Origin of the sequence: Micromonospora parva (assembly GCF_000718515.1) — a bacterium.
Taxonomy (GTDB): Bacteria; Actinomycetota; Actinomycetes; order Mycobacteriales; family Micromonosporaceae; genus Micromonospora; species Micromonospora parva.
This window is the reverse complement of record NZ_JNZS01000011.1, coordinates 26,827-42,858: the sequence shown is the minus strand read 5'-3', so window position 1 is coordinate 42,858 and position 16,032 is coordinate 26,827. Positions and strand designations below refer to the sequence as shown.

At 71.3% G+C, this 16,032-nt stretch carries 15 protein-coding genes; 7 read left to right on the top strand and 8 right to left on the bottom strand.

The window, feature by feature from the left end; translation table 11 throughout:
• The first annotated feature begins 18 nt into the window (after positions 1 to 18).
• Positions 19 to 444, top strand: a complete 426-nt coding sequence (locus tag IF22_RS0117075; RefSeq protein ID WP_030333119.1) for a VOC family protein — start codon at positions 19 to 21, stop codon at positions 442 to 444.
• Positions 445 to 501: 57 nt separating this feature from the next.
• On the opposite strand, the gene IF22_RS0117070 is transcribed toward IF22_RS0117075, so the two are convergent.
• Entirely contained in the window at positions 502 to 2,628 is a 2,127-nt protein-coding gene (locus IF22_RS0117070) for an ABC transporter permease (RefSeq protein ID WP_051708570.1), read from the bottom strand.
• A gap of 122 nt (positions 2,629 to 2,750) precedes the next feature.
• Between IF22_RS0117070 and IF22_RS0117065 the strand changes: the two genes are divergently transcribed.
• Complete coding sequence (locus tag IF22_RS0117065) at positions 2,751 to 3,377, top strand: TetR/AcrR family transcriptional regulator (protein WP_030333116.1); 627 nt, start codon at positions 2,751 to 2,753, stop codon at positions 3,375 to 3,377.
• 63 nt (positions 3,378 to 3,440) lie between these two features.
• Here IF22_RS0117065 and IF22_RS0117060 read toward each other — a convergent pair whose 3' ends face one another.
• The 5 genes from IF22_RS0117060 to IF22_RS0117040 form a co-directional block, all read right to left on the bottom strand.
• Positions 3,441 to 5,822: an ATP-binding cassette domain-containing protein gene (locus IF22_RS0117060; protein WP_030333114.1), complete on the bottom strand. Its 2,382-nt coding sequence runs from the start codon at positions 5,820 to 5,822 to the stop codon at positions 3,441 to 3,443.
• A gap of 29 nt (positions 5,823 to 5,851) precedes the next feature.
• A complete protein-coding gene (locus IF22_RS0117055) occupies positions 5,852 to 6,262 on the bottom strand; it encodes a VOC family protein (protein ID WP_030333113.1) in 411 nt (136 codons plus the stop codon).
• 5 nt (positions 6,263 to 6,267) lie between these two features.
• Entirely contained in the window at positions 6,268 to 6,717 is a 450-nt protein-coding gene (locus tag IF22_RS0117050; protein WP_030333111.1) for a helix-turn-helix transcriptional regulator, read from the bottom strand.
• A gap of 68 nt (positions 6,718 to 6,785) precedes the next feature.
• Positions 6,786 to 7,745 carry a non-homologous end-joining DNA ligase gene (gene ligD, locus IF22_RS0117045; protein WP_030333109.1) on the bottom strand — a complete coding sequence of 320 codons (960 nt, stop codon included), beginning with the start codon at positions 7,743 to 7,745 and terminating at the stop codon, positions 6,786 to 6,788.
• Between the two features lie 31 nt (positions 7,746 to 7,776).
• Entirely contained in the window at positions 7,777 to 9,261 is a 1,485-nt protein-coding gene (locus tag IF22_RS0117040; protein WP_245233655.1) for an MFS transporter, read from the bottom strand.
• 122 nt (positions 9,262 to 9,383) lie between these two features.
• On the opposite strand from IF22_RS0117040, the gene IF22_RS0117035 reads away from it, so the two are divergent.
• The 3 genes from IF22_RS0117035 (at position 9,384) to IF22_RS0117025 (ending at position 12,696) form a co-directional block, all read left to right on the top strand.
• Complete coding sequence (locus tag IF22_RS0117035; protein WP_051708596.1) at positions 9,384 to 9,770, top strand: winged helix-turn-helix transcriptional regulator; 387 nt, start codon at positions 9,384 to 9,386, stop codon at positions 9,768 to 9,770.
• A gap of 101 nt (positions 9,771 to 9,871) precedes the next feature.
• Positions 9,872 to 10,459, top strand: coding sequence for a TetR/AcrR family transcriptional regulator (locus tag IF22_RS0117030; protein WP_051708568.1), 588 nt, complete (start codon positions 9,872 to 9,874; stop codon positions 10,457 to 10,459).
• Entirely contained in the window at positions 10,459 to 12,696 is a 2,238-nt protein-coding gene (locus tag IF22_RS0117025; protein WP_030333101.1) for an MMPL family transporter, read from the top strand. The genes IF22_RS0117030 and IF22_RS0117025 overlap by 1 nt, the downstream gene beginning before the upstream one ends.
• A 63-nt stretch (positions 12,697 to 12,759) precedes the next feature.
• Here IF22_RS0117025 and IF22_RS0117020 read toward each other — a convergent pair whose 3' ends face one another.
• Positions 12,760 to 14,016: an erythromycin esterase family protein gene (locus tag IF22_RS0117020; protein WP_030333099.1), complete on the bottom strand. Its 1,257-nt coding sequence runs from the start codon at positions 14,014 to 14,016 to the stop codon at positions 12,760 to 12,762.
• Positions 14,017 to 14,144: 128 nt separating this feature from the next.
• Between IF22_RS0117020 and IF22_RS0117015 the strand changes: the two genes are divergently transcribed.
• The gene (locus IF22_RS0117015) at positions 14,145 to 14,336 is read left to right on the top strand and encodes a DUF2795 domain-containing protein (protein ID WP_030333097.1); all 192 of its coding nucleotides are present in this window, start codon (positions 14,145 to 14,147) and stop codon (positions 14,334 to 14,336) included.
• Between the two features lie 77 nt (positions 14,337 to 14,413).
• Here IF22_RS0117015 and IF22_RS0117010 read toward each other — a convergent pair whose 3' ends face one another.
• Positions 14,414 to 15,313 carry a Gfo/Idh/MocA family protein gene (locus IF22_RS0117010; protein WP_030333096.1) on the bottom strand — a complete coding sequence of 300 codons (900 nt, stop codon included), beginning with the start codon at positions 15,311 to 15,313 and terminating at the stop codon, positions 14,414 to 14,416.
• A 337-nt stretch (positions 15,314 to 15,650) separates the two neighbouring features.
• Between IF22_RS0117010 and IF22_RS0117005 the strand changes: the two genes are divergently transcribed.
• Positions 15,651 to 16,013, top strand: a complete 363-nt coding sequence (locus IF22_RS0117005) for a cupin domain-containing protein (RefSeq protein WP_081883871.1) — start codon at positions 15,651 to 15,653, stop codon at positions 16,011 to 16,013.
• The last annotated feature ends 19 nt before the right edge of the window (positions 16,014 to 16,032 follow it).

Below are 16,032 nucleotides of genomic sequence, written 5' to 3'. Positions count from 1 at the left end.
GTCACACGAGGAGCAGCAATGAGCATCAACACCGTCGCGCACATCAACCTTCGGGGCAACGCGCGGGCCGCCCTCGGTTTCTACCGGTCCGTCTTCGGCGGGGACCTCGCAGCGGTGACCTACGCCGACGCCCACAACGTGCAGAACCCGGCCGAGGCCGACCAGATCATGTGGGGTCAGGTCACGTCCGCCGAGGGCTTCCAGATCATGGCGTACGACGTGCCGTCGGCGCGGCCGTGGAGCCAGGGCGAGAGCCCGTTCTTCGTCTCGGTCCGGGGCAGCGACGCCGACGAGATCACCGGCTACTGGAAGAAGCTGAGTGAGGGCTCGACTGTCCTGGTCGACCTCGCACCCGCTGGCTGGGCTCCCCTCTACGGCATGCTCACCGATCCGTTCGGCGTCACCTGGGTGCTCGATGTCGCCGTCGAGTACGACCCCGCCTGACCAGAAGGAGCAGCCCACCGCCGATCGCGAGGGATCGGCGGTGGGCCTCGGTGCCGCTCAGTGTGCCTCGGCCGGCACCAACCTCGGGTGCGCCTCGGGTGTCGTACCCGCGTCCGGGCCGCCGGAGTCCGAGCGGCGCTTGAGCCAGCGGTCGATCACGAGGTTCAGGACCAGCCCGACAGCGCCCCAGATGGCGATGACCAGCAGGTTCTGTCCGACGCCGACGCCGTCGAAGTACCGCAGCGAGCGGGCGATGTCGACCGCCGCGGGCAGCGGCAGCACGTCCTGGAGAGGGCGGAACACCTCGGGCACCAGGTACACCGACATGCCACCGCCGGAGGCGGGTACGCCGGCCATCATCAGCACCACCATCATCGGGATGATGCCCGCCAGGCCGACGGTGCGGGTGAGCACTCCGGTGGCCAGGGAGACCGAGAAGATGGTCAGGGCTCCGTAGGCGATCATCTCCAGGGCGTTGCCGGTGATCGCGCCGATGAGGACGTCGAAGAGGAACCACAGCCAGACGGACATGCCGATCGCCCAGCCGCCCAGCAGCGGCAGGAACTGGGGCAGGCGCCGCACGTGCGGGGCACCGCCGCGCAGGACGGCCAGGAACAGGAAGCCGGCCATGATCCAGGACATGCCGACGTACATGCTGTTGCTGCCGCCGGTGTCGGTCTCGCTCAGGGGTTGCACGTCGGTCAGCGTGAGCGAAAGGCCCTGGGCTGCGGTGATCGGCTGGAAGATCGCGCGGATCGCGGACTGCTGGCTGGCGTTGGCGGCGGACGCCGAGTACAGCGTCGCGGGAGTGTCGGGTGCCGACGGGAGGACGAAGGCGGCGACCACGTCGCGGGAGCGGATCTGCTCGGTGGCTTCGTCCACGGTGTCGGCGACTGTGACGTCGAGGATGCCGTCAAGCTGTGCGTTAAGACCGGCGGCGGTCTGCTGAGCCTGCCCGGGGGCGGCGGCGACCACGACGACCGGGATGTCGTGCGGTTGCGGTTTGTGCATGGAGAACCCCATGGCGCCCACGACGACCACGAGGATGGCAAGCGGGAAGCCGGCCGCGGCCACGTACCGGAATCGCTTGGAGCGCGCAGGCCCGCCGGCCAGAGCGGGGGCCTTCGAGTCGGGGTCGGTGATCGGGGGGACGCCGGGGATCATGTTGCCGCTCGCGCTGCGCTCCTTGAGCAGGCAGAGCGCGAGGGCGGCCACGATCCACACGGCCAGGACGATCAGGTGGGTGCCCAGGCCGTTGCCGTCGAAGTACAGGACCGAGCGCAGCGCCTCACCGGCCGCCGGGAGCGGCAGCACGCCATGCAGGAACTGGAAGAACCCGGGCATGTTGTGAACGGAGAGGGCCAGGTTCGACGCGGGCATGCCGAACACGACCCAGAGCAGCATGCCGGGCAGCACCGCGAGGGGCCCGATCAGTTTGGAGAGCAGCAGCTGGGCCAGGCCGACGGCTGCGGTGGCGAGCGTGCCGACGCCGAGGAAGGTGAGGTAGTGGCCCTCGACGGCACCCACGACCGGCCCGAGGATGAGCCAGATGATCGAGCTGGTGAGCGCGGACCAGCCGGCCAGCACGGGCAGGAACCGTCGCAGCCGCAGCAGGTGGGGGACGCCCATCACCATGATGCTCAGTGGCACGTAACCGGCCAGCATCATGCCCATCGCGGCGAACAGGACCGCGATGCCGGCCGAGTCACCGGAGGGTAGCGGCGCGACGTCCTCGGTGGCGGTCTGCCAGCTGTTCTGGACGGCCACGGGCGCGAGCAACTGCTGGACGGTGGCGTTCTGTGAGGCCCCGGCCGCCGAGGCGGTGAGGATGGTCGCGCTGGCACCGCCGTCGGTGGGCAGGACGAGCGCTCCGGCGGCGTCCTGGTCGTGCAGCAGGTCGACGGCGTCGTCGCGGGTGGCCACCAGGGTGGCTTCGGTGCTGTCACCGGCGTTGAGCCCGTCGACGACTGCCTGCGCCGTGGCGCCGCTGCCGACGATCGCGACCGGCATGTCCCGGGGGTGCGGTGAGTGCATGGTCGACATGTAGGTCGCGAACATCATCGTGACCATGAGGAACGGCATCACGAACAGGGCGACCATACGGATGATCTGTTCCTTGCGGTCCGCGCCGGGCGGGCGGCCGTCCACCACGTCGGCAGCCTCGATCACGGCTTCGGTATCCATGCACGCTCCAGATCAGTTTGTACGCCAGTTGACTTACAAACTGTAGGCGGCGGATGTCGGGACCGGGAATCCGGCTAGGTTGACCTGAGTCACATCCGGGCGAGGACACGAGGGGGCCGGTCATGAGGCGGTCCGACGCGGCACGCACCGCGCTGCTGGACGCGGCGGAGCGGCTGTTCGCCGAGTCGGGTGTCGCCGAGGTCTCCGACCGCAGGGTGGCCGAGGCGGCTGGCAACACCAATCACTCGGCGGTGCGCTACTACTTCGGCGGGCGCGAGGGCCTGCTGAAGGCGCTCATGGCCCGCCACGTGCACGACGTGGCGGAACAACGCGAGGGGATGCCCCCACCCGAGGACTCCGTCCTCGGCGACATCCGCGGCCTCGTGGAGCCGAGCATGCGGGTTCTCGACCGGCTGCCGCGCCCGAGCTGGCGGGCCCGGTTCCTGGAACACATGCTGCACAACCCCACCACTTTGCCGATCATGCAGGAAGTCCAGGACACCACGCCACAGGCACTGGAGCTGCGCGAGTCACTGGCCGCGCGGCTACGGCACCTCGACCCGGAGGTGGTCGCCGGCCGGGCGCTCCTGATCACCCGCATCGTCAGCACCACGACGGCCGAGGTCGAGGCACGCGCCGAACGCAACGGCGAAGACCCGCGATGGCCCGAGGTCGGCGACTTCCTCGTCGACGCCATCACCGGAATGCTCAGCGCCCCGATCAGCCGGCCACGCCGAGCGGAGCGCTGATCACCGGTCCCGGTCGCCGGTAGCCCGGAGAGGCCGACCGTTGCCGCGTCGCCCCCCGCAGGCTCACCTGCCGACGTACGCCGCCAGGTGCTCGCCGGTGAGGGTGGAGCGGGCGGCGACCAGGTCGGCCGGTGTGCCCTCGAAGACGACCCGGCCGCCGTCGTGGCCGGCGCCGGGGCCGAGATCGATGATCCAGTCGGCGTGCGCCATGACCGCCTGGTGATGCTCGATGACGATCACCGACTTGCCGGCGTCGACGAGGCGGTCGAGCAGGCCGAGCAGGTGCTCGACGTCGGCCAGGTGCAGGCCGGTGGTCGGTTCGTCGAGGACGTAGACGCCGCCCTTCTCGGCCATGTGGGTGGCCAGCTTGAGCCGTTGCCGCTCGCCGCCGGAGAGGGTGGTGAGCGGCTGGCCCAGGCTCAGGTAGCCGAGCCCGACGTCGGCGAGCCGGTCGAGGATGGCGTGCGCGGCCGGCGTACGGGCGTCGCCGGCGCCGAAGAACTTCTCGGCTTCCGTCACCGACATCGCGAGCACCTCGCTGATGTCGCGCCCGCCGAGCCGGTATTCCAGCACCGACGCCTGGAACCGCTTGCCCTCGCAGTCCTCGCAGGGCGCGGCGACGCCGGCCATCATCCCCAGGTCGGTGTAGATGACGCCGGCGCCGTTGCAGCTCGGGCAGGCGCCCTCGGAGTTGGCGCTGAACAGCGCCGGCTTCACCCCGTTGGCCTTCGCGAACGCCTTGCGGATCGGGTCGAGCAACCCGGTGTACGTGGCCGGGTTGCTGCGCCGTGAGCCGCGGATGGCCCCCTGGTCGATCGACACCACGCCGGCGCCGGCCGGGATCGACCCGTGCACGAGCGAACTCTTGCCGGAGCCGGCGACGCCGGTCACGACGACGAGCACCCCGAGGGGCACGTCGACGCTGACGTCCTGGAGGTTGTTGGCGGTGGCGCCCCGGATCTCCAGCTTGCCGGTGGGCGTGCGCACCGTCTCCTTGAGCGTCGCCCGGTCGTCGAAGTGGCGGCCGGTGATGGTGCCGCTGGTCCGCAGGCCCGCCACGGTGCCCTCGTAGCAGACCGTGCCGCCGTCGGTGCCGGCTCCGGGCCCGAGATCGACGACGTGGTCGGCGATGGCGATGGCCTCCGGCTTGTGCTCCACGACCAGCACGGTGTTGCCCTTGTCGCGCAGTTGGAGCAGCAGCTCGTTCATCCGTTGGATGTCGTGCGGGTGCAGCCCGATGGTCGGCTCGTCGAAGACGTAGGTGACGTCGGTGAGGGAGGAGCCGAGGTGGCGGATCATCTTGGTGCGTTGCGCCTCGCCGCCGGAGAGGGTGCCCGACGGCCGGTCGAGCGACAGGTAGCCCAGCCCGATCTCCTCGAACGAGTCGAGGAGATGTTGCAGGCCCGCCAGCAGCGGGGCCACCGACGGTTCCTCGATCTCGCGTACCCAGGCGGCCAGGTCGCTGATCTGCATGGCGCACGCGTCGGCGATGTTCCTACCGTTGATCTTCGACGACCGGGCCTCCGCGCTGAGCCGGGTGCCGGCGCACTCGGGACAGGTCGTGAAGGTCACCGCGCGTTCCACGAAGGCGCGGATGTGCGGCTGCAACGCGTCGATGTCCTTGGCGAGGAAGGACTTCTGGATCGACGGGATCAGGCCCGCGTACGTCAGGTTGATCCCGTCGATTTTGATCTTGGTTGGCTCCCGGTGGAGCAGGTCGTGCAGCTCCCGCTTGCTGAACTTGGCGATCGGCTTGTCCGGGTCGAAGTAGCCGCAGCCCCGGAAGATCCGGCCGTACCAGCCCTCCATGCTGTAGCCCGGGATGGTGATCGCGCCCTCGTTGAGCGACAGGTTGTCGTCGTAGAGCGCCGACAGGTCGATGTCGGTCACCGCGCCCATGCCCTCGCACCGCGGGCACATGCCGCCGAGACGGTTGAAGGTCGCCTTCTCGGTCTTCGTCTTGCCGGCACCGCGTTCGACGGTGATCGCACCGGTCGCCTTCACCGACGGGACGTTGAAGGAGTATGCGTTGGGCGGGCCGATGTGCGGCTGCCCGAGCCGGCTGAACAGGATGCGCAGCATCGCGTTGGCATCGGTGGCCGTGCCGACGGTGGAGCGGGAGTTGGCGCCCATCCGCTCCTGGTCCACGATGATCGCGGTGGTCAGGCCGTCCAGCAGGTCGACCTCGGGCCGGGCCAGCGTCGGCATGAAGCCCTGCACGAAGGCGCTGTAGGTCTCGTTGATCATCCGCTGCGACTCGGCCGCGATGGTGCCGAACACCAGCGAGCTCTTGCCGGAGCCGGAGACCCCGGTGAACACGGTCAGCCGGCGCTTCGGGATCTCGACGCTGACGTCCTTGAGGTTGTTCACCCGCGCGCCCTGCACGCGAATCAGGTCGTGACTGTCGGCGACGTGCGGCGCGGACGGCTGGCTGGCCGTGCTCATCGTGTCTCCATCTGTCGAGGGCGCGGGACTCAGCGCGCTTCCTGGATGCGGATCATATTGCCCGCCGGGTCGCGGAAGGCACAGTCGCGCACGCCGTACGGCTGCTCGGTCGGCTCCTGGACCACTTCGGCGTCGCTGGCCTCCAGCTTGGCGAAGGTGGCGTCGAGGTCGGTGGTGGCCAGGTTGACGCCGAAGTAGCTGCCCTTGGCCATCAGTTCGAGGATGGTCTGCCGCTCGTCGTCGGTGATGCCCGGGTTGGCGGTGGGCGGGTGCAGGACGATGGCGGTGCTGGGCTGACCGACCGGCCCGACCGTGATCCACCGCATCCCCTCGTACCCGACGTCGAGGCGGACCTCGAAGCCGAGGACGTCGCGGTAGAAGGCCAGGGAGGCCTCCGGGTCGGTGTGCGGAAGGAAGCTGGAGTGAATGGTGATGTCCATGCTGGTCACGCTAGTTGCGGCTCGGTGGCGCGCGCTTCTCGATTCCTGACCGGTCGGGTCACCTGCTTGGCCACGCACGACGGCATCCCGGCCGTCGCCTGTGCCGCCCGCCGCCGGTAGACGCTCGGCGGCACGCCGACCAGCTCGGTGAAACGGGTGCTGAAGGTGCCCAGCGAGGAGCAACCGACAGCGAAACAGACGTCGGTGACGCTCAGGTCGCCACGGCGCAACAGGGCCATCGCCCGCTCGATGCGTCGGGTCATGAGGTAGCTGTACGGGGATTCGCCATAGGCGAGGCGGAACTCGCGGCTCAGGTGGCCGGCCGACATGTGCGCGCCACGAGCGAGCGCCTCCACGTTCAGCGGCTGCGCGTACTCCCGGTCGATCCGGTCGCGGACCTTGCGCAGCCGCGCGAGGTCGTCGAGTCGCTGCGTCGCGTCGGATTTGCTGCTCACCAGGAAAATCGTGCCACAGCCCACCGACAAGCGGCCGCCGCCGCCACGCGGCCGGGCCGACCAGCCGGTCAGCCGGCCTCGCGGCGGGCGCGCGCCCGGCGCTTCCCCTCGTGCATGGCCTGCACCCGGGCCACCGGGATGGTCCGACCCTCGGTGACCAGGTCGGCGGGGAGCGCTTGCGGGGCGGGCATCAGCGCGGCCCACGGGTCGCCGTCGGCGAGCAGTGCGGGCGCGCTGCGGATGGTGAAGTCGGCGGGCGTCACGTCGGGCAGGTCGGCCCAGTCGACCGGGAACGAGACCGGCATCCCGGGGCGCAGCCGGGGGCTGTACGCGGCGGCCACTGTCGCCCCGCCCGCCCGGGTGGCGTCCACGAAGACCCGGCCACCCCGGTCCTCCCTGATGTACGCCGTGGTGGCCAGCGCCGGATCGAGCCGTTCGGCGCGGACGGCGAGCGCCCTGGTGGCGGCTGCCAACTCCTCGGCCGTTGGCTCGTCGGTCACCGGCACGAAGACGTGCACCCCCTTGGCGCCGCTGGTCTTGACGGCACCGGTCAGACCGGCGTCGGCGAGCGCCTGGCGCACCAGCAGGGCCGCGTCGACAGCCGCGCGGAACCCGTCGCCGTCCGGCGGGTCGAGGTCGAGGACCAGGTGGGTCGGGCGGTGCAGATCCGCCGTGGTGGCCAGCGTCGGGTGGAACTCCACCGCCCGCTGGTTGGCGAACCAGAGCAGGGTGCGGCGGTCGTCGCAGAGGGCGTACGAGATCTCCCGGTGCGACGCCTCCGCCCAGACCGCTGCCCGGCGGACCCAGTCCGGGGTGTACCGGGGCAGGTTCTTCTGCATGAACGGCGGCTGGCCGGGGCGGACCCTGATCACCGACAGCGGCCGGCCCCGCAGGTGCGGGAGGATCCGGTCCGCGACCGCGTCGAGGTAGTCGACAAGGTCACGCTTTGTCGCGTCGTCGCGGTCGGACAGCGGCTGGTCCAGGTTGGTCAGGGCCACGCCGTCCCGGGTCTCGTCAGCCTCGCTCACCCGACCACCCTCCCGGCCGGACCGCCGCCGGTCAACCGGACGCGGCGCTTCGGTACGGATCGGTTCCGGTACCCGCCGCGGCCCGGTCGGCCGGATCGGCGGCCGACGACGGTCCGGCCGACGGTCGGGGCACCGCGGTCAGCGCCACCAGCCACGCGGCGAGAACCAGACCGGCGGCCACGGTGAACGCGGTCCGGTAGCCGCCGGCGAGCGCGGCGGCCTCGGCCCAGCCGGCCGCCCGCAGCCCGTCGCTGCGGGCGGCGGCCAGTGTGGCCAGCGCGGCCAGGCCGACCGCGCCGCCGACCTGTTGGGTGGTGTTGGCCAGGCCGGAGGCGAGCCCGGCGTCCGTGTCGGTGGCGCCGGCCATGGCCAGTGTGGTGACCGCCGGCAGGGTCAGGCCGCCGGCCACGCCGAAGAACAGCATCGCGGGGAGTACGTCGGCGACGTAGCCGCCGTCGGCGGGCAGCCGGGCGAGCAGGAGGAAGCCGACGGTCGCCAGGACGAGCCCGACCAGCAGGACCCTGCGGGCACCCCAGTGCGCGATCAGCCGACCGGCCAGACCGAGCGAGACCACGGCGATCACGACCGGGGTGGGCAGGAAGGCCCAGCCGGTCGCGGCGGCGTCCAGCCCCAGCACCAGTTGCAGTTCCACGGCGAGCAGGAACTGGAATCCGAAGTACGCGCAGACCATCAGGAACTGCACGGCGTTCGCCGCCACCAGACCCCTGACGCGCAGCACCCGGGGCGGCACCAGCGGGGTCGGCGCCACCCGTTGGCGCAGCGTGAAGCCGCCGAGCAGCAGCGCCGCGAGGGCCACCGCACCGAGCGTCCGAGGGCTGGTCCAGCCGTGCTCGCCCGTCCCCACGATGCCCAGCACGGCGGCCATCAGACCGGCGGTGGCGAGCAGCGCGCCGGGCACGTCCAGGCCGGCCCGCAGGCCGATCCCCCGCTCGGCCGGGAGCCGGCGGAGGGCAGCGATGAGGATGACCGCCCCGATCGGCACGTTGACCAGGAAGATCGTCCGCCACCCGGCGGCCTGGGTGAGCACCCCTCCAGCGACGGTGCCGACCGACGCGCCGGCAGCGCCGGTGAAGCTGAAGATGGCGATGGCCCGGGCCCGTTCGGCCGGTTCGGGGTAGAGCCGGACGATCATGCCGAGGCTGACCGCCATGGCCAGGGCGCCGCCGACGCCCTGCCCGAACCGCGCACCGACCAGCAGGGCCGGCCCGGTGGCGACGGCGCAGGCCAGCGAGGCCGCTGTGAACAGCGCGACGCCGGCCAGGAAGACCCGCCGTCGGCCCAGCAGGTCGCCGAGCCGACCGGCGAGCAGCAGCAGTCCGCCGAACGCGACCAGGTAGGCGTTGACCACCCAGGCCAGGCCGGCGGCGGTGAAGCCGAGGTCGCGTTGCACGGCGGGCAGCGCCACCGCGACGACTGTGCCATCCAGGATGATCATCAGGCTGCCGGCGCAGAGCACCAGCAGCGCCGGCCAACGGGGTGGGACGACACGTTCCACGAGAACCTCCTTGGTGCACGGTTTGTTACCGAGGCCATCGTCTGTGACCATGAACCGGAGCGGAAGGAGGCACTGTTGTGTCCCAGAGGAACAGCGATGTGTCCGCGCAGGTCGAGGCCGAGTTGACCTGCGCACCCCAGAACGTGCCGTTCACCGAGGGGCAGGCCCGCGCCTGCACCGTCCGCGAGGTGCTCGACCGGGTCGGCGGCAAATGGAGCATCAGCATCCTGGTGTCCGCCTCGCACGGCCCGGTGCGTTTCACCGAACTGGAGCGGCACATCGAGGGCATCAGCCGCCGGATGCTCACGCTCACACTGCGTAACCTCGAACGAGACGGCCTGCTGCACCGCACCGTCCACCCGACCGTCCCGCCCAAGGTCGAATACGTCGCCACCCCGATGGCGCTGGAGCTCTACGAGTCACTGGTCGCGCTGACCAACTGGGCCGAGCGGCACCGCCGGGCCATCGCCGAGGCGCGGACCAGGTACGACGCCCAGCACACCGGATAAACCCGCAGGGGGTGTGGTGAACGCCACCGCCTCAGTCTGACCGATCGGTCAGGGTCTGACCGATCGGTCAGGCATGCTGGGTTGCGGGAGGTGGACCGGGCATGGCCAGAGCGGTACCCGACACGCACGGTGAGATTCTCGCCGCGGCGGCGCGGCAGTTCACGGTGACCGGCTACCGGGGCACCTCCCTGCAGGACATCGCCCGTGAGGTCGGCTGCTCCAAGGCCACCGTGCTCTACCACTTCGCCAACAAGGAAGCCCTTCTCGCCGAGCTGATGGCTCCGGCGATCGGCGTGCTGCGGGACCTCGACGACCGGCTCACCGGCCTGACCGGAACGGCCGCCCAGGAGGTCGCCGCAGAGGGCTTCGTCGACCTCGCGGTCCGGTTCCGGCGGGAGATCGCGGTACTCCGCGGCGAGTTCCCGGAGTTGCTGTGCCAGCCGGCCTTCGCGCACATCCAGCAGATCTCCGACCGGTTGCGCGACGCGTTGGCCGGTCACTCCGACCGGCCGGGCGCGCGGATCGCCGCGCTGGTGCTGCTCGCCGGGATCTCCGAGGCGTGCGGCGAGTTCGCCGACATCACCGACGACGACCTGCGCTCCGCCCTGCTCACCCTCGTCCGACGGGCCGTCGAACCCGTCGACGCGGCCCTGCCCCAACAACCCACGACCGAGGACAAGGACTCCTGATGGCCACCCTGCTCTACCGGCTCGGCCGGGGCGCGTTGCGCCGGCGACGGCTCGTCGTCGCGCTCTGGCTCGTCGTACTCGTCGTCGCCGGCCTGGCCGCGGCGACCCTGCGCGGCCCGACGGCGAGCAACTTCACCATGCCCGGCACCGAGAGCCAGCGCGCGCTCGACCTGCTCAGCGAGCAGTTCCCCGCGGCCAGCGGCGCCACCGGCACCATCGCGGTCAAGGCCCCGGCCGACGGTCAACTGGGCACCCCCGAGGGCCAGGCCGTGGTGCAGGAACTGGTCCAGGAGGCCTCGGCGCTGCCCGGCGTGGTCGGCGCGGTCAACCCGCTCCAGGTCGGCGCGGTCTCACCCAACGGCCGGTACGCGCTGGTCCAGGTCCAGTTCGCCACCGGCGGCGACGAGGTGACCGACGAGCAGCGCACCGCGTACGAGGAGGTCGGTGCCGCCGTCGAGGCGAAGGGTTGGCAGGTCGCCCCGGGTGGCGAGGTGCTCGGCGGCGAGCCGGAGATCGGCTCCACCGAGGCGATCGGCGTACTGGTCGCCGCGATCGTCCTGATCATCACGTTCGGCTCCCTGGTGGCCGCCGGGATGACCATGCTCAACGCGCTGATCGGCGTGGGCGTCGGCATGGCCGGGCTGTTCGCGCTGAGCGGTGTCATCGAGTTGACCAGCACCGCGCCGATCCTGGCGCTGATGCTCGGCCTCGCCGTCGGCATCGACTACTCGTTGTTCATCACCTCCCGGCACCGACAGAACCTGCTCGAAGGGATGTCCCCCGAGGAGGCGGTCGGCCGGGCCGTGGGCACCGCCGGCTCCGCGGTGGTCTTCGCCGGCGCCACTGTTGTCATCGCCCTCGCCGGCCTGGCCGTGGTGAACATTCCGTTCCTGACCGTGATGGGTCTCGCCGCCGCCGCGACGGTCACCATCGCCGTGCTCGTGGCGATCACCCTCCAGCCCGCGCTGCTCGGCTTCGCCGGCCACCGGGTGCTCCCGCGCCGGCTGCGTGCCGTGCCCACCGCAAGCGTGTCCGACGGCGTCGGCACCGACGAGGACGACACGGACGTCACCGACCGGCCGGCCGCGACCACGACCCCGATCGAGGACCGCAACGGGTTCGGCTTCCGCTGGGCGCGACTGGTCACCCGGTTCCGGGTGCCGGTCATCCTGGTCTCGCTGCTCGGCCTGGGCCTGCTCGCACTGCCCACGCCGGACATGCGGCTGGCCCTGCCCGACGCCAGTACGGCGACGGAGGGCTCACCGGCCCGGGTGGCGAGTGACCTGACCACCGAGGGCTTCGGTCCGGGCTTCACCGGCCGGCTCGCGGTGGTCGTGGCGGGCGACGACGCGCAGGCGACCGCCGCCGCCGTGCCGCAGGTGACCGCGATGATCCAGCGCACCGAGAACGTCCTCGCGGTGGCGCCGCCGCAGCTGAGCCCGGACGGTCGGACCGCCCTGCTCGGCGTGGTACCGAAGACCGGCCCGACCGACGAGGCCACCGAGACCCTGGTGCACGACGTCCGCGACGCGGTCGGCGGGGTGCAGGGCGCCGACGTGCTGCTCACCGGCGCGACCGCCATCGGTATCGACGTCTCGGAGAAGCTCTCCGACGCGCTGCCGATCTACCTGCTGCTGGTCGTCGGGCTCTCGGTGCTGCTGCTGATGCTGGTGTTCCGCTCGCTGCTGGTGCCACTGAAGGCGGCGCTGGGCTTCCTGCTCACCGTGGCCGCCACGTTCGGCATCACGGTGGCGATCTTCCAGCAGGGTCACCTAGCGAGCCTGGTTGGCCTGGACACCCCGGCCCCGCTGGTCAGCTTCCTGCCCATCCTGCTGATCGGCATCCTGTTCGGGCTGGCGATGGACTACGAGGTGTTCCTGGTCTCCCGGATGCGGGAGGACTTCGTGCACGGCGACACCGCGCGTGAGGCCACGATCAGCGGCATGGGCCACGGCGCCCGGGTGGTCACCGCCGCCGCGCTGATCATGATCTCCGTCTTCGGCGGTTTCGTGTTCCTCGACGACCCGATCATCAAGTCGATGGGCTTCGCGCTCGCCATCGGTGTCGCCATCGACGCGTTCGTGGTCCGGATGACCATCGTCCCGGCGGTGATGTCGCTCCTCGGCGACCGCGCCTGGTGGCTGCCCCGCTGGCTCAACCGCGCCCTGCCGAACGTGGACATCGAGGGCGAAGGCCTGCGCACCCACCTCGGGGACCGCACGCCGACGCACGTCTGACCCACCGATGGTGGAGGTGTGGTGCCCGTCGGGCACCACACCTCCACTGCGTTGACCGCCTGCTCACACGCCCGCCGGATAGGTCTCCATCTCACCGGGGACCGCCGGCACCGGTAGCGGGTGCAGGGCGCTGGTGTCGTCGCACCAGATGAACGCGTCGTAGCGTTCGCCGATCCGGGTCGGCACGTAGTTGCCCCAGGACTCGAACGACGGGTCGTAGACGACACCGATCGCCCGGTGGTCCACGGTGTCGGTGACCCAGCCCGGCTGGTCGTCGCCGCCGAAGATCAACACGGCCCGCTCCGGCATCAGCTCGTGCAGCCGCCGCTCGATCGACCCCTCCCGGGCCGGCGGCACCACCATCGCCTCGGCCGGCGAACCCCAGCGGGGTGCGGCGATCGCCGTGCCCCGGTACGTGCCGAAGCCGATCAGGACGACCGCGTCCTCGCCGTGCCGCTCCCGAGCCAACTGACCGATGTTGACCATCCCGTCGGCGGTCATGTCGGTGGCCCGCGCGTCCCCGACGTGCGTGTTGTGCGCCCAGACGATGCCCCGGGAGTCCGGACCGTACCGGTCCAGCAGCCGGTCCAGGGTGCCCTGCATGTGGGTGTCGCGGATGTTCCACGAGTCCGGCCCGCCGGCCACCATTGCCCGGTAGTAGCGCTCCGCGCCGGCCACCACCTCCGCGTTCTGCCAGGCCGAGAAGCGGTCCGGGCCGTCGGAGAGGGCGTGTTCGCGGGTCCGGGCGAGCAACCGGACGACCTCCTCCTCGCAGCGGGCCGAGACGAACCGGCTGGCCGCGCCGTACTCCTCGACCCTCTTGCCGTACGGCTCGAAGCACCGGTACGCGTCCTGCGCCGCCTCCAGCGACTTCGGGTCCTCCTCCCCCAGGTAGTCAAAGATTGCCTGCATCGACTCCCAGAGGCTGTACACGTCGAGCCCGTGGAACCCGGCCCGTTGCTCCTCCGGCCGCTCCACGTTCCAGGCCCGCAGCCAGCTGGCGAACCGGGCCACCTCGGCATTGGCCCACATCCAGGTCGGCCATCGCTCGAACTCGGCGAGCGCGAGCTGCGGTTCGAGCGCGCCGCCCGGCGCGGCAGTCACCGACCGGTGCACCCGATCACAGTCGGGCCAGTCACCCTCCACGGCGACGAAGGAGAACCCGCACTCCGCGATCAGTCGGCGGGTGAGCTGCTCACGCAACCGGTAGTAGTCGTAACTGCCGTGGGTGGACTCACCGATCATCACCACCCGGGCGTTGCGAACGCGCTCCAGCAACGGGTCGAAATCGCTCGGCGCGCCGAGCCGCTGAACCAGCATGCCAGCGGCTACCCGGCCGCCGCTGCGGCAAACCGTGGGCGCGTCGCGGGCCGACACGCCGGCCGCCGGGCCGTGGTGGGTGCCAACCACACCGGTGTACGACCACCGCGATCGGGTAGCCGGCCGACATGACCGTCACCGGCGTGCAGTTGCAGGAGTACCTGGCCGGGCTCGACTACCCGGTCTCGCGGGAGGACCTGATCCGCTGGGGTCAGGAGAACGGCGCCAGCACGGCCCTGCTGCAGATGCTGCAGGCGCTGCCCCCAGAGCAGTTCAACTCCCCCGACGAACTGAACGCCGCCCTACCCACCCCCACCTAACCCGCCCCACCCACCGACCTCCCACCCCACCGACCTCGGTGGGGCAAGGGCAGGGCAAGGGCGGGGTTCGGGTTCGGTTAGGGGAGGGGGATGGTGCGGGATTCGGTGCGGGCGGTTTCGGCGGCGGCGAGGATGGTCACGACCTCGCGGCCGAAGCGGACGTCGCAGCGGTGGTCCCGGGTGCCGGCGCGCACCTGTTCAATCAGTTGGTCGATGGCGACGCCGAACGCGGTGGCGGGGTCGTTCTCCCCGGACGGGACATTCTCGATGCCGTTCTCGCCGTAGAACACGAACTCCCGGGCCATCGACTCGGTCGGGGCATCCAGCGAGAGCGAGGCGCTGCTGGTGGCACCGCCCTCGTGGGTGAGCAGCAGGTGCACCATCCCGCTCGGTCCGTTCATCGCCGCCACCTGCGTCACCCGACCCAGCACCGGCAGGAGGATCGACAGGGCGTGCGGGGCGATGTCCCAGAGCGCTCCGTGCTCCCGACGCCACAACGAGCCGCCGTACGGGCTGCCGTCCTGGAAGATCGAGGCGAATGCGGTGGTCCGACCGTGCTGCCAGCCCCCGGCGGCGGCGGTGGCGGCGAGGAACGCTGTCACGTTCGGCTGGAACCGCTGGGTGAAGAAGACGACCGAGGCGACCCCGGACTCCTCGGCGGCGGCCACGACACGGTCGGCGTCGGCCACGCTGAGCGCCAGCGGCTTGTCCAGCAGCAGGTGCCGGCCGGCGCGGGCCGCCCGGACCGCGATGTCGGCCTGGATGTCGGGCGGCAGGGCGACGGCGATCGCCTCGCACTGCTCGATCAGCGCGTCGACGTCGGCGTAGGCGGGCACCCCGTACCGTTCGGCCAGCGCGGAGGCCCGCTCCGGGTTGCGACCCCACACCCCGACCAACTCCGCGTCGGGATGGGCGTGCAGTGCCTTCCCGTGCGTCTCGATCGCCCAGTGACCGGTGCCGAACAAACCGAACCGCACGTGTACCTCCGCTGTTTCCCCGCACCGCGGCAACGCCACGGACGTGATCCACGCTAGTCGCCCCGGCGCCCATGCTGGCGGCGGGTTCGACCAATCGAAGCAGCCCACCTTCGTTTCGGGGACGCCGTCGCGCCAACCGCCGGCTGACGGCAGACGCCGGTGCACCGACAACGCCGGTGGCCTGACGGCACCGTCCGCGCGATCCCGGACGCCCCCCGCCCGCGCTCCCGGACGCCCCCGCCCGCGCGCTCCCGGACGACACCGTCCGCGCGCTCTCGCCGACGTCAGGTCCGATTGCCGCCAGACACCCCGGGGGTGGCGCGGCAGTGTCGACGACATGCCAACGACGAATCCAGCGACGGCCAGCGGCGCCGTGACGTTTGACCACTGGTACGACTTCGCCGAGGGCGGCCCCGTGCACCGCGCGCTGCTGCCGTTCCCGTCGACGGCGCCCGCGCCGTTCGAGGTCGCGCGCTGGTCGGTGGCCCCGAACACGTCCAACGACCTCGATGTCCATCGGTCCCGCGAGGTGTGGATCATCGTGTCCGGAACCGGGACGTTGACGTTCGCCGACCGGACGGCGGTGCTGCGGGCCGGGGACGTCACGGCGTTCGAGAGCAGGGTGCCGCACCAGATTCGCAACGACGGACCGGACCCGCTCGTCGCCATCTCCGTCTACTGGCTGCCGGCCGCCGACTGACGCCCACCGGAAGGCGTGG

Excerpts from the sequence above, each read along its gene's own strand:
- IF22_RS0117055 (WP_030333113.1), bottom strand. The coding sequence starts at position 6,262 with ATGGACATCACCATTCACTCCAGCTTCCTTCCGCACACCGACCCGGAG.
- IF22_RS0117030 (WP_051708568.1), top strand. The coding sequence starts at position 9,872 with ATGGCCAGAGCGGTACCCGACACGCACGGTGAGATTCTCGCCGCGGCG.
- IF22_RS0117015 (WP_030333097.1), top strand. The coding sequence starts at position 14,145 with ATGACCGTCACCGGCGTGCAGTTGCAGGAGTACCTGGCCGGGCTCGAC.
- IF22_RS0117075 (WP_030333119.1), top strand. The coding sequence starts at position 19 with ATGAGCATCAACACCGTCGCGCACATCAACCTTCGGGGCAACGCGCGG.
- IF22_RS0117025 (WP_030333101.1), top strand. The coding sequence starts at position 10,459 with ATGGCCACCCTGCTCTACCGGCTCGGCCGGGGCGCGTTGCGCCGGCGA.
- IF22_RS0117020 (WP_030333099.1), bottom strand. The coding sequence starts at position 14,016 with ATGCTGGTTCAGCGGCTCGGCGCGCCGAGCGATTTCGACCCGTTGCTG.
- IF22_RS0117005 (WP_081883871.1), top strand. The coding sequence starts at position 15,651 with ATGCCAACGACGAATCCAGCGACGGCCAGCGGCGCCGTGACGTTTGAC.
- IF22_RS0117070 (WP_051708570.1), bottom strand. The coding sequence starts at position 2,628 with ATGGATACCGAAGCCGTGATCGAGGCTGCCGACGTGGTGGACGGCCGC.
- IF22_RS0117060 (WP_030333114.1), bottom strand. The coding sequence starts at position 5,822 with ATGAGCACGGCCAGCCAGCCGTCCGCGCCGCACGTCGCCGACAGTCAC.
- IF22_RS0117065 (WP_030333116.1), top strand. The coding sequence starts at position 2,751 with ATGAGGCGGTCCGACGCGGCACGCACCGCGCTGCTGGACGCGGCGGAG.